We start from the raw sequence: 14105 nt of genomic DNA, 5'->3' as shown, positions 1-14105 counted from the left end.
AGCTCAATTACAATTTCTTAAATCTTACAGCACCTCCTCCGGCTCCTCCTAAATTCAATTTTAGAGAATCTGTAGATTTTACTGTTTTCTTAGAAATGGCTACGGCTTCCGGATTGTGTTTTTGATCTGTTCCTTCGGCATCTACATAAATTTGAGCTTCGTAAGTTGCGTTTGGATCTAAGAATGATAATGAAACGTCTACTTTTCTAGGGTTTTCATTTGTTAAGGTTCCTAAATACCAGTCGGCGCTGTTTCTGTCTTTTCTTGCTGTTGTGATGTATTCACCAATTTTCCCTTCCAGAACTTTTGTGTCTTCCCAATCTGTAGGTACATCTTTTAAGAATTGTAACGCTGGTTTTCCTTCGTAGTTTTCAGGAAGATCGGCTAACATCTGGATTGGCGAATAAATCGTAACGTACAATGCCAATTGCTGCCCCACAGTTCCCTGAATTCTTTTTCCCGGATATCCTTGTTTTACTTCAACATCAAAAATTCCAGGCGTGAAATCCATTGGTCCTGAAAGTAATCTTGTAAACGGAATAATGCTTAAATGATTAGGCGGATTTCCTTCGCTCCATGCATTGTATTCTTGTCCACGTGCTGCTTCTCTCGAAACCATGTTTGGAAAAGTTCTTCTTTCTCCTGTATCTTTAATTGATTCGTGGTATAAAACGGCTAAATCATATTGTGCCGCTTTTTCTAAAATGTATCTGAAATAGTTCACTCCAAATTGTCCGAAGTGCATTTGTTTCATGTTCAATTTAGAACCTACGTGACCAATTTTTACGGTGTGGATTCCCAGCTTTTTGTATAAAGCGAAACCTTCGTCAACTTCTTTTAAGTAGTTAATTAAGTTTGAACCTGTTTCGTGATATCCGATTAACTCGATGTTCTTTTTCTTGCCATATTCCACTACTTTTTCTAAGTCAAAATTGTCGGCATTTTTGGTAAAGCTGAACATGTGCATACGGTTTTCGTACCAGCCCGGTGTCCATCCTTTATTCCATCCTTCGATTAGTAAATGGTGAAAACCTTCTTTTGCCGTGTAATCGATATATTCTTCTGCGTGTTTGGTTGTGGCGCCTTGTTTGTCGCTTTCCCAGAACGTGTATTTACCAATGTGCATTCCCCACCAGATTCCTAAATATTTGTAGGGTTTGAAATAGCTGTTTGTGTTTTTTAATTTGTTTGGTTCGTTAAGGTTTAAAACCATATAAGAAGTGATTAATTCTCCCGGATTTTCTCCAATTTGAATCGTTCTCCATGATGAAGTGAAAGTATCTTTTACACGAACTTTTACACCATCGGCCCAAGGAACTAAATCTGATTTTAATTCGGTTCCTTTTGTGTTTACCAATGTCATACTGGCAAAATCAATCAGGTTTGCTTCATGAAAACTGATCGCCAATCCGTTTTTGCTTTCAATTGTTAATGGAGTCAAAACGGTATCTAATTTACTTACCGGTGCCGCTTCAAATAAATATTCGTCACGGTTTTCTCGGTTTGCCGGAATCCACCATGCTTTTCCGTCTTCTTTCAGGTTAAAAGTCGTTTTTTCATCCATGATGAAAATACTATCTTTTACATTTTGTTTTGGATAAACGTATCTAAACGCTACTCCGTCGTCGAAAGCGCGGAACTGAATTTGTAATTTACGTTTGTTTCCCGTTTTCTGTTGTAAATCAACTACCAATTGATTGTAGTGGTTTCTAATATTTTTCTTTTCTCCCCAAACTTGTTCCCAGGTTTCATCAAACGTAGATGTTTTTGCTCCTTTAATTTCGAAGTTTGTGCTCAGGTCTTCATTTCCTTTCAGTAAAAATCCCATGTCTGATGGAGAAATCACTTCGCTTTTTCCGTGAGAAACGGCGTATTTTGGAGTGTTTTTTACCAGTTCGAATTTAATCTTGTTTTGTCCGTTTGGCGATGCCAGTTCGTACGCGTTTTTATTTTTCTGACTGTATCCAATCGAGACTGAAAGTAATAAGGCAGGGAGAATAAGGTGTTTTTTCATGATCATTTTTTCTTAATTCATTACAATAAACCGGGTTTGGCAAATGCTTCAACCCGATTTACAAACTCAACAAAAACTAATTTTTTATCCTATCGGATTTTATTTTGCAGCAGATTAGAGAATTTTATCTGTGGCTTATATTTTTATAGTCATTTTTTAAAACACATAGAATCATAGATTAAGAAACTTATAAGGTGTTCTTACTAACTCAAACTCGCATTGTTTCTGTTTTTACTCTTTAAAAGAGATAAATTCTATGTTTCTATGTGTTAAGAATTATTAACCAACAATTTTATTTTTTGCCGCGAATTCCGCAAATTATCACAAATTTAATTCGTGGAATTGCTGTGGCTGTTCGCTATTGCCCGGGTCGTGTTTAACTTTTTATTTAGCCCACTCGGTTTTAAAAGTGGTTTTTCCGTTTAACGGGTTTGCACTCAGGTCAAAATTGTTTCCGTTTTTGGTTACTTTTATTTCCTGAACGGTATTGTCGTTTGGTAAAAATACTTTGGCTGACGCCGATGCTGTTTTATCGCTTGCAAATACTTTTAAGGTTAGTTTGCTCCAGTCCATATCTTTTGTAGACTGCGCTAAACCGATATGCGGAATTGCAGTTCCGTCTTTTACCAAAACTACGATCGGGATTTCACCTGCTTTGATTTTATGCCAGCCTGACTGATATACTTTTTTAGTCTGATAATCGATCCAGGTTCCTTCCGGAAGGTAAACGTCTCTTTCTGTAACTTCTTCAAAAAGTGGTGCAACAAGCATGCTTGACCCGAATAAATATTGATTGTCGATTAACCATGCTCCAGGATCGTTTGGATATTCTACAAATAAAGCTCTCATCATTGGCAATCCTTTTTCTGAACTTTCTTTTGCCTGAGCGTAGATGTATGGCATTAATTCGTAACGCATGTTATCTGCTTTTCTAAATCCTTCAAGGAAATCTTTGCTGTACAACCAAGGTTCGCGAGGCGGTTCTCCGTGGCTTCTTACGTGAGATGTCAGCATTCCGAATGGTGTCCATCTTCTGTAAATATTTTCAGGAGATTTAGTGGCGAAACCTCCAACATCATGACTCCAGAAACTGAATCCGCTAAGACCTAATGAAAGTCCGCCGCGTAGTTCTGCCGACATGGCTCCGTTGGTCGTTTCAGAATCTCCTCCCCAGTGTAAAGGGTAACGCTGCGATCCAGCCCAGGTGCTTCTCGCCCAGATTAAGGTATATCCTTTTTCTTTCTGAGTAATTTCTGCAACGGCTTTGTTGTATCGTAACGGATATAAATTGTGCTCGTAAAAACCTGTTCTTCCTGAATGGTAAATTCCGTCTGGTGGTGCGGCTTCTCCAAAATCTACTTTGAAAACGGCTACGCCTTCATCGAATAACTTTTTTAATTTTCCTTGGTACCAAGAAATCGTTTCTGGATTTGAGAAATCTAAAACAGCGTCTTCGTACGGAAGGTTTCCTTTTCTGTCCCTAACCGCTAAGTTTTTATCCATAATTTCCGGGAACAAAGTGTTCTTTGGCGTGAAATAAGGTAACTGCCAAAGACAAACCTGGAAACCGTCTTTTTTCAAATCGGCCATCATTTTTGTTGCGTCCGGGAAACGGGATTTTGCGAACTCGTAGTTGTTTCTCCAGTCTACATCAAACCAGCCAGTATCGAAGTGAATTACATCTGTCGGGATTTTGTATTTACGTAAATCTCTGGCAACATCACGCCCTTCTTTTTCTGAGAAATACGTAATACGGCTCATCCAGAAACCAAATGACCAAAGTGGCGGCATAGCTGCTTTTCCGGTCAAGTCTGTATACTGATCTAAGATTTCTTTTGGATCTCCAATGAAGAAAAACAAATCGGCTTCGTCATCTCCAATGTACATTTCGTTGGCACTTGAGAAATACTTCCCGAAGTCAACTGTAATAGGCGTTGAATGGTGCATGAAAACTCCGTATCCGCGGCTGCTCATGTAAAACGGAATTGGTTTGTACATCGTTTCATTCTGAATTCCGTTTGCATCATCTGTCCATAAAACCACTTTTGAACCGCGTTTGTTGAATTGTGTAAAAGATTCACCGCAGCCAAATATTTTTTCGTCTGGTTCTAAACTGAAAGCAGCGCCCATACTTCTTGAGTAATCGCTGTTTCTGCGAACATACGAAAACGGAAGTGTCGGCGTATAGGTACTTTTAAAATCAGTATCGTGAAGTGTGCTTGTCAGCAGTTTTCCTTTTTCATCGTAGATTTTTACATGCCACGGTTTTGTTAGAATTTCGACAACTCCGTGTTTGCTGGTGTATTTGTGTCCGCCTTCGATTTTAGAATATTTCCATAATTCCGGATGATTTGGCGCAACTCCATTAATCAGCATTAAGGATTCTTTCTGCGGATGAAACTGTGGTCCCGAAGTGGTTTTGATACGAATTGTTCTGTCTGAAACAAACTGAATTTCGAATGGCAGAACAGGAGATTCTTCGTATTCTGTTGTTGGGAATTCGTTTGCTTTTTCTACATCCGGCTTCATCATCATGTTGTTGAAGGCCTGACGTGTTTTATAATTGTATCTCAGGTATTTTATAGTTCCTTTTGCTGTTGCAGGATCAAAGGAAGCCAGTTCATCTGCGAAATAGAACGTATTCAGATAGTTCTGAAAATCTTTACTGATATCTATTGGCGCATTGAGCACATCTGCGTTTTGAATCTGGGCTGATGCTTTTGGCGTCAGAACACATCCAAACATAAAGGCCGAAAACAGTGCGGTTAGTTGTGAGTTTTTCATGGGTTAATTTTTATATTTTCCGTCCTGCAAGGTTTCCAAAACCTTGTAGGTTTGTTATTTATTCGAAACTTATAATTTATACCTACAAGGTTTTGGAAACCTTGCAGGAACATAGTATTACTTAATATCTCAATAAAAAGTTTAATTATACCTAACAGGTTTTGGAAACCCGTTAGGAAAGTAAACTCAACTTATTCTGCTGTAATTACAATTGTAGATTGTTTTAATCCATTCGCTTTAGCGGTTAATTCCAATCTTCCGGATTTATCTCCAGATTGAACAATCACCAAACATTTTCCTGCCATGGCTGTATGTTTAGTTCCTTTGTACGGTTCGTGGCTTACCGGATCGCCACTGCAAACGCCTACAATTTTTCCGTTTCCTTTTAAAGAGAAGTTGATTTCGTTATTGGCATTTGGAGCAATTGTTCCGTTGGCATCCAAAATATCTACGGTTACAAATGACAAATCATTTTTATCTGCTTTAATGGTGCTTCTGTCAGCCGTTAATTTTAATTGCGACGGGTTTCCAGCCGTTTTAATTTCTTTTTCTAAAACTACTTTTCCACCTTTTCGGGAAATGGCTTTTAATGTTCCTGCTTCAAAAGGAATTCTCCACATTACGTGTAAATCGTCTCCTTTTTTGCTTCTTTTTCCAACTGATTTTCCGTTTAGGAAAAGTTCAACCTCATCTGCATTATTATAGTAAGCCCAAACGTCAACGGTTTGTCCGGCTTTCCAGTTCCAATGTGGGAAAACGTGAAGAACCGTTTTGTTCGTCCATTCGCTTTGATACATATAATAAACATCTTTCGGGAAACCGGCCAGATCAACAATTCCGAAATAGGAACTTACTGATGGCCATTCGTATGGAGTTGGTTCTCCGATATAATCGAAACCTGTCCAAACGTACATTCCGGCTAAGAAATCATGTTTTTTAATAATTTTCCAGGTTGCTTCGTGTGTAGATCCCCAAGGTGTCTGTACCTGATCGTAGGCTGAAACTGTGTTTCCTGGATTTCCTTCTGTAAATTTAAGATCCCATCTTACCGGCCATTTTTTGATAGTATCTGAAACGGCATCATAATATCCTCTTGTCTGAAGACCCGAAGTAGTTTCGGTTGCGATAAAAGGTGTATTTGGGAAATTTTTTAAATGATGCTCGAATGTTTGATGTGCATAATTGTATCCTATCAAATCCAAAACTCCGGATCCGGCAAGCGGATTAATCGAAACATTTCTTTTCTCAAATTGCAAAGTCACTTCATCAATATTCATATTTACCGGCGGATTCATTCCTGCTGTAAGCGGACGCGTTTTATCGTACTCGCGTGTAATTGCAGCTAATTCTTTGGCGATTTCAATACCCGTTTCATTCCATTGTTCCGGAATTTCATTTCCTATGCTCCACATAAAAATACTGGCGTGGTTTCGGTCGCGCAACAATTGATCTATTAGATCTTGTTTGTGCCATTTGTCCCAATCGTTTCCGTAGTCGTATTTGGTTTTGGTTTGTTTCCACATATCAAAAGCTTCATCCATAACAATGAAACCCATTTTATCACAAAGTTCTAAAAGTTCTGCAGCAGGCGGATTGTGTGATGTTCTGATTCCGTTTACGCCCATTTCTTTGAGAATTTCCAGCTGACGTTCAATGGCACGTGTATTAATTGCAGCACCTAATGGTCCTAAATCATGGTGCATACAGACTCCTTTTATTTTGACTTGTTTTCCATTCAAAATAAAACCTTTGTTCAAATCGAATTTAAAATCTCTGATTCCTAAAGTGGTCTTGTATTGATCTATGATTTTATCGTCAAGCGAAATTTCTGTAACTGCTGTGTACAATTCCGGATTTTCATCTGACCATAATGCCGGGGTTTCGACTTCTGCCAATTGTTTGATCGTCTGACTGGCAGCTGCATTAATTGTTATATCTTGGGTAACCGATGTTACTTTGGTGTCTTCTTTAAAAATAGTTGTGGTTACAGTTGCTTTTTTGGCTTCTTTGTACTGATTTTTGATCGTAGTTTCAATATTTACAGAAGCTTTTTCGGCTGTAACTTTTGGGGTTGTAATGTAGGTTCCCCATTGTCCAACATGTAGTTTATCTGTGGTTTCGATCCAGACGTTTCTAAAAATTCCGGAACCTGAATACCAGCGTGAGTTTGGCTGTTTTGAATTGTCGGCCTTAACAATTATTTCGTTGTTTTTGTCTCCGTAATTTAAGTAGGGAGTAATTTCGTATTGAAAACCAATGTATCCGTTTGGACGTTTTCCTAAGTAATGCCCGTTTATCCAGACTTCGCTGTTTCTGTAAACGCCGTCAAAAGTAATTGATATTATTTTTGTGCTGTCTTCCGGAGCTGTTTTAAATGTTTTTTTATACCAGCCCAGACCTCCGCTAAGGGATCCGCCTCCATATCCTGCAAGACTTTTTTCATCAAAATTTCCTTCGATGCTCCAATCGTGCGGTACGTCTAAAGTTCTCCATTTTGTCGAAGCGCCAATGGTATCTTTATCAACAAGACTGTCATTAAGATGAAAACTCCAGTCTGAATTAAAAGAAACTTTTCGGCTGCTAAATTTTTGGTCCGTCGATGTTCCGCATGCTGTCATTAGTAGAAAGCCTGCGAAAAGTAATCCTATTTTTTTGTATGAAGTCAGCTTGAACATAGTAGGGTAAATTTAATAACCGGAAGCAGCGTTTTACTGCTTCCGGGTTATTAGTAAACTAAAAATCTTTTTATCCTTTTGGTATGATGTAGTGGAAAACGAACCACTCATCTTTTGCAGCATCATAAGATGTTCCAAACCAAATACCTTTAGAAAGATAATCATTATTAAATGCTTTTACGACTTTAATAACACTAGTTGTCGGGTTCATCCAGCTTGTCGAATTCTGGATAAGTACGTTGCTTCCTAAATTAATTTCGTTCTTTTCTTCGTCGATTGTAAATAATCCGGTAGTTACAACACCGTCCTGACTTCTGGTGTAATTAAGTTTACCGCCAAATTGGTCAAAACGAATCCATGAATTTCCTGCTGCCGCAGTCCAGTCATCATTCCATCCCCAGTTGTACGAACTTGTTGCATCAACAGTCCATCCTTTTCCTTTACCAATCCAGTCAACCGGATTTCCTTTCGCATCTAAACTCCAAACTCTTCCTGATCCAACACCTCCGGTAATCATTTTTAATAATTCTCCTGAAGCAAACTTAGGATTAAATCCTTCATCAAAAGTTGGTACGGTAACAGGAGGCACATAAGTATCTGCATAGCTTTTAGAAACAAAATTCCAGATCAGCCACCAAGGTCCTTCGCTGTTTGTTCTCATGATTCCAATCTGCAGCTGATTTTCGGTAAGTTTCAATATTTTGATACCGTTATTCCAGTTGCTCGCGCTTGCAATAAAGTTGTCTGCTCTTAAAATCGTAGCATTTGTTGTAGTTAAAGTGTGTGCAGTGGCATCCAAGAAATATGTTCCGTTTTCGATCTTAGTCCCGTCAGCTTCATGAACTGTCATAAAAGGACCTCCTTCAAGGCTGAATGTCATGTATCTTCCCCAGTGCATATCAGCATCTGTACTTCCAGGAGGCATTTTTTCCGGTTCCCAGTTTGGTTTAAAGTTGTCGAATTCAACAGTACCGCTTGGATCTGCATAAGACATTGCTCCCATTGCCAGACCAAATTTACCCGTATCCAGAATCCATGATTTTTGTTTTCCAACTCCTCCTGACAATGCAGTCCAGAGCGGATCGTTTACATAAGTCAGGTTATCATCTGTTACAGTTATGTCTACCGGATCCAATTCTACAAGACCACCGTTTGTAACAGCAGAAATTTTAATGGTATAGGTACCTTTAAAAGCATATTTTACAACTTCTGTAGCTTTGTTTGATTTTCCTGTTCCGTAATCCCAGTTTAAAACCACTCCCGGAGTTGTGTTTTTCAGGATCACGGTATTTCCTCCTGCATCGGCATTTCGATCCTGAGTAATTTCAAAATGTATATCCGATTTATCTGTCGGGGCGTCTAACGAATAAGAGTCAGGCGAACAAGATGATATTAGCATTGCTAACATCAAAAATGATGTGATTATTAGTTTAATATTTTTCATTTTCTTTGATTTTTAGTTAAAATTACCAGCCGGCATTTTGTTTTAAAACCCCATTAGACAATGTAATCTGCGTGTTCGGGATTTGCTGTAATCCTTTCGTTTTCTCGATATTTCCTGCAGAGATTGTTTTTGTTGTAGCAACACCTCCGTTAAGCAGACTTGTTGATTCTGCAATAGAAGCAGAAGCTTTTCCAACTCCCTGACGTAATAAATCCCAGTATCTCACTCCTTCAAGCGCAAATTCTAAATGTCTTTCATTCATGATATTGTCATGATTTGCCGCTAATGCTACAAATCCTGTTTTGTAAGCTCTTCTTCTTACCTCATCAAAATAATTCTGTGCACCGCCGCTTCCTAATTCTGCCGCCATCAATAAAACGTCGGCATATCGTAATACTACGTAATCCTGAAACTGGCTGATATCCCAAAACTGGCTTCCCATTGTAAGCGGTAAATCTATCCCTTCTTCGTTAACCATAGGCGAATATTTTTTGTTGTAATATCCTGTGTATTCTCTTTGATTACTGATTTTATCAAATTTGATATCCTCTTCTGTAATTCCAATAATAGAAGCTGTACGTCTTGTATCGTTAGCAGCATACGCATTCCATAATTTAGAATTAACTGTAACACCCCAGCCTCGTCCATAAGGGTATGATGAAAACTCTCTCATTCCGAACATTACCAGCCAGTGGTTACCATCTGTATTTCCGTTGTAATCACTAGTAAAAGTGTATTTAATAGAGAATACAATTTCTTTGTTGCTTTCGCCTGCATATTTATCTACAGAAGCAGCCGGCCATAATGTTGAAAAGTCTTCAACCAAACCGTGTCCGCTTGATGCGATTACATCTTCTAAATGTGCTAAAGCCTGTGCTTTTGTTACGACTCCTGCTAAATCAGTTTTTCCATAGTATCCTGTATAATATAAAAACACACGTCCCAGTAATGATTTTGCTGCCCATTTTGTAACACGTCCGCTTGTGGTTGCAGCGTATGATACTGATGATAAATGCTCTGAAGCAAAAACTAAATCCTGTGCAATTACTTTGTACACTTCTTCCGGTGCTGCCTGAGGAATATTTTCAGTAGAAGGTTCTGTCAATAACGGTATATTTCCCCAAAGGCGTACCATTTCAAAATACAAATAGGCTCTGATGAATCTGGTTTCAGACTCGTATAGGTTTCTTAATCCTGTATCGCCTTTCCAGTCAATTACATCCATTTTAGATAAAAGAACATTACAACGGTAAATTGCTTTATAGTAGGCAATCCAGTTATCATTGAACATATCTATTTCTGCGGGAGCGCGTGAAATATCAAACTCGTCTATTGCCGCATAATCGTATTTATCAGAATTTCCGGTTCCTCCAAAACAATCATCAGACATAATCTCACTTACTACCGGAACTCCTTTACCGGCACCTCCAGTTGCAACCTGCATTCCGTCATAACATCCTACCAATGCAATATAAGCGTCATCGGCATCTTTATAAAAATTTTCTTCCGTCTGCTTTGTCAAAGGTTCTGTTTCTAAACTGCAAGAACCAAGAGTAAATAAACTCAAACAGAATATATATAAATATGATTTTTTCATTTTTTTATTTATTAAAGTTTAACATTTAGTCCTAACATGAATGTTCTGGGTCTTGGATAATACCCTACATCAACACCTGATGAAAACTTCTGATCATCATTTGAAGAACCAAATCCTATTTCAGGATCCATACCATCATATTTTGTAAAAGTGTAAAGATTTAATACTGAGAAGTAAACTCTAAACTGGCTTGCAAAGAATGGTTTTGACTGTTTCATTTTTGCTAAATCGAATCCTAAGGTAACGGTGTTGATTCTTAAGAAATCACCATCCTGAACATACAGATCTGAAAACTGTGTAAAGTTTCTGTTGTCTTCTGTTACTCTAGGCATTGTGTTCGAAGAACCTTCCCCATGCCAGCGGCTTAAAATAGCTGAAGTGTAATTTCCGAAAGCTCCCGTCTGATTTCTGTACGACTGAACGATTTGATTTCCTGCCACACCATTTGCATTAAGAGAGAAATCAAATGCTTTGTAACTTGCAGATAAAGAGAAACCGTATGTAAAATCAGGGTTTGGATTCCCGATGCTTGTTTTATCTGAAGCATCAATCTTATCATCTCCGTTTGTATTTACATAAATCAAATCCCCAGGTGCTGCAGTTGGCTGTAACACTACTCCGTTTGCTGATTTGTAGTTGTCAATCTGTGCCTGATTCTGGAACACTCCTCCTGTTTTGTACCCCCAGAAATATCCTAACGGATAACCATTCTGTGCTCTGTAAAATTCACCTGCATTATCATAAAGTTCGTTGTTCAATCCGTGAATCATACCATCTGCAGTAGGTATTGAGCCCACTGTATTTTTATTGTACGCTCCGTTTGCAGTAACACTGTAGTTGAAGTCTCCTATTTTATTCTGGTAATTTAAACTCAGCTCAACCCCTTTATTCACTACGTCTCCTCCGTTAATATATGGCGGATTAGCTCCCGCAGTTGCTAAAATTGGAGCCAGGATTAACCAGTCTTTGTTTGTTTTTTTATACACATCAAAGTTTACACTAAGGGCATTGTTTAAGAATCTCGCATCAAAACCAAGGTCAATCTGTTCTGATGTTTCCCATTTCAGAGAAGGATTTGAAATATTATAAAGATATGCTCCCGGAGTCAATACCCCTTCTTTGTCACCAAAGCTGTAGTTAACATTTTTTCCTTCTACAGCTGCTAAAAACTGAAAAGATCTGATACTCTGGTTACCTACCTGTCCCCAGCTTGCTCTTAATTTAAGGAAATTTAAAACTTTCGAATCTTTTAAAAACTCTTCGTTTGAAGCCACCCATCCTCCTGATACTGAAGGAAAATACCCCCACTGATGTCCTTCTGCAAATTTTGATGAACCATCTGCTCTAAGGGTAGCATTAATAAGGTATTTTTCGTTGAAGTTGTAGTTTAACCTTCCAAAATAAGACATTAAAATGTTCTCAAATTTGTTTCCTTCCAATGCTATTCTGGCACCGTCTTTATTGGTAGTAGTGTCTAACCACGCATGCTCTAAGTCATTAAAATAAGAATCTCCATTTGATGCCTCGATTGCAGTTGAATCGTACTTGATGTAAGATGTTCCGGCCAAAGCTTCAAAATGATGACTGTCTGCTACATTAAACTTATAGGTTAATAAATTGTCCCAGTTGATGCTTTTGTTTTTGTTCATGTACTGAGTTACTTTATCGTAAGCCGCGTTTGCATAAGTTGACAATCTATAAGCAGGGAAATAAGAGTGTCCTTCGTTAACTGTATAATCAAGACCTAAAGTAGTTCTGAAAGTCAGGTTTTTAAGTGGAGCAATCTGTAAATATACATTACCTAATAATTTTTGAGTATTATTTTCATTTTGGTTATTGTATGTCATTAAAGCATATGGGTTGGCCACACCGGCTAACCAAGGCTCTGTGCTGTTTGATGTGTCAAAATAATTCCCGTTTGCATCGTACATTGGCAGTAAAGGAGTTACCTGAAAAGCGCTTCTTAACGAGTTGCTGTACTGGTTTCCTACTCCAATTCCGTTTTTGTTTACGTAAGCAAAATTTAAATTTTCACCAATCGTAACAACATCTTTGTATAATTTGTGTTCTGAGTTGAATCTGAAATTGTAACGCTCATAGTTTGACAAATCTTTTCCGCCTACAACACCTTCCTGTCCTAAGTAAGACAATGAAGTTGAATAAACTGATGAGTCTGAACCGCCTGATGCCCCAAAAGAATAGTTTTTTGTAGCAGCATTATCAGTAAGCATTTTATCCATCCAGTTGGTTCCTGATCCCATTGCAGCGATCTGAGCATTTGTAAAATAAGGAGTATTACCAGAGTTTACTCTTGCTTCGTTTAATATAGTAGCATATTCCCTTGCATCTAAAAGGTCTACTTTTCTGGCAACTGACTGTACACCATAATATTGGTCGAAGGTGATTTGTCCTGTTGAACCTCTTTTTCCTTTTTTAGTAGTTACCAATACAACACCGTTTGAAGCCTGCGAACCGTAAATCGCTGCTGAAGCGGCATCTTTTAGAACTGAGATAGACTCAATGTCTGAGTTGCTCAGATATGAAATATCATTGGTAAGGATTCCGTCTACTACATAAAGCGGTGTACTTCCCGCAGTAGATCCAACCCCTCTGATCACTACATTTAAACCTTCTCCCGGCTGTCCTGAAGTAGACGTAACCTGAAGTCCGGCTGCCTGCCCCTGAAGTGCCTGCAATGCGTTTGTCGTATTTGTTTTGGCAAGAGCTTCACCGCTTACCTGTGCAACAGCATTGGTTACAAGGGTTTTCTTCTGGCTTCCGTACCCAATTACGACTACTTCTTTAAGTTCTGAAGTTTCTTCCTGTAAAACTACGTTGATTGTTCTTTGAGTTCCTACGGTTATTTTTTGAGTTTTGAATCCAATAAAAGTAAAAACAAGGACATCGCCTTCTTTTGCTTCTATTTTATACTTCCCGTCAAAATCAGTTGCGGCGCCTGCTTTTGTTCCTTCTACTGCAACACTGGCCCCGGGTACACCCATTTTGTCCACAGCCGATGTTACAATTCCATTTACAGTTTTGGATTGTGCCTGCGCATAACCCGACTGCATCATAAATAAGCTAAAAAACACGGCCGTACAAAACGTAAGCAGTGTTTTAATACAATATTTGCTTTTCATAATAAATAAGAGTTGATTTAAATTAAGTTAGTTACGGTTTTTTATATTGATTATAGTGTAAGTTTCATAGAGTATCATTTTTGCAAAAAACAGTTGTAATGAAATATTTTCTGCTGGTTTTTAAAAGAGAAAGACGAGTATGCTGAAAACTTATAGTCATCTTGAACTTATCTTATGGTAATTTTGACTACAAGTGTAAAACTTTTTTTCTATTTTAGCAAAATATTAAGGTTATTTTTTTTTGATTGTGATTTATACGGATTCATTTTTATTAATCTAACAAGAACAAAGTGTATTGTGAAATAAAAATTATCGAAAAAAAACATCAACTAGCATTTTGACAATCAATAGTTTAAGGATTTAAAAATTAGAAACCGGTTTTTTTAAAAAAATTACAAACAGCTGATTATCAATTTTTTGATTTGTTAAAAAAATATTAAGTAATCAATAA

At 37.9% G+C, this 14105-nt stretch carries 6 protein-coding genes; all 6 read right to left on the bottom strand.

Annotation, left to right across the window (positions count from 1 at the left end; genetic code table 11):
• Positions 1 to 7 precede the first annotated feature (7 nt).
• The 6 genes from OZP11_RS15675 to OZP11_RS15650 all read right to left on the bottom strand — a co-directional run bounded on the left by OZP11_RS15675 (position 8) and on the right by OZP11_RS15650 (position 13654).
• Complete coding sequence (locus tag OZP11_RS15675; protein ID WP_281231497.1) at positions 8 to 2014, bottom strand: glycoside hydrolase family 97 protein; 2007 nt, start codon at positions 2012 to 2014, stop codon at positions 8 to 10.
• Between the two features lie 384 nt (positions 2015 to 2398).
• Positions 2399 to 4798, bottom strand: a complete 2400-nt coding sequence (locus OZP11_RS15670; protein WP_281231496.1) for a glycoside hydrolase family 31 protein — start codon at positions 4796 to 4798, stop codon at positions 2399 to 2401.
• A 191-nt stretch (positions 4799 to 4989) separates the two neighbouring features.
• Complete coding sequence (locus tag OZP11_RS15665; RefSeq protein ID WP_281231495.1) at positions 4990 to 7473, bottom strand: glycoside hydrolase family 2 TIM barrel-domain containing protein; 2484 nt, start codon at positions 7471 to 7473, stop codon at positions 4990 to 4992.
• 70 nt (positions 7474 to 7543) lie between these two features.
• Positions 7544 to 8917 (bottom strand): hypothetical protein, encoded by a 1374-nt coding sequence (locus OZP11_RS15660; RefSeq protein ID WP_281231494.1) that lies wholly within the window; start codon positions 8915 to 8917, stop codon positions 7544 to 7546.
• 22 nt (positions 8918 to 8939) lie between these two features.
• The gene (locus OZP11_RS15655) at positions 8940 to 10514 is read right to left on the bottom strand and encodes a RagB/SusD family nutrient uptake outer membrane protein (RefSeq protein ID WP_281231493.1); all 1575 of its coding nucleotides are present in this window, start codon (positions 10512 to 10514) and stop codon (positions 8940 to 8942) included.
• Between the two features lie 11 nt (positions 10515 to 10525).
• On the bottom strand, positions 10526 to 13654 hold the full coding sequence (locus OZP11_RS15650; protein WP_281231492.1) for a SusC/RagA family TonB-linked outer membrane protein: 3129 nt from the start codon (positions 13652 to 13654) through the stop codon (positions 10526 to 10528).
• Between the last annotated feature and the right edge of the window lie 451 nt (positions 13655 to 14105).

The organism is Flavobacterium gelatinilyticum (assembly GCF_027111295.1).
Taxonomy (GTDB): domain Bacteria; phylum Bacteroidota; class Bacteroidia; order Flavobacteriales; family Flavobacteriaceae; genus Flavobacterium; species Flavobacterium gelatinilyticum.
Note: the sequence above shows the minus strand (reverse complement) of the source record. Positions and strands in the feature narration are given on the sequence as shown.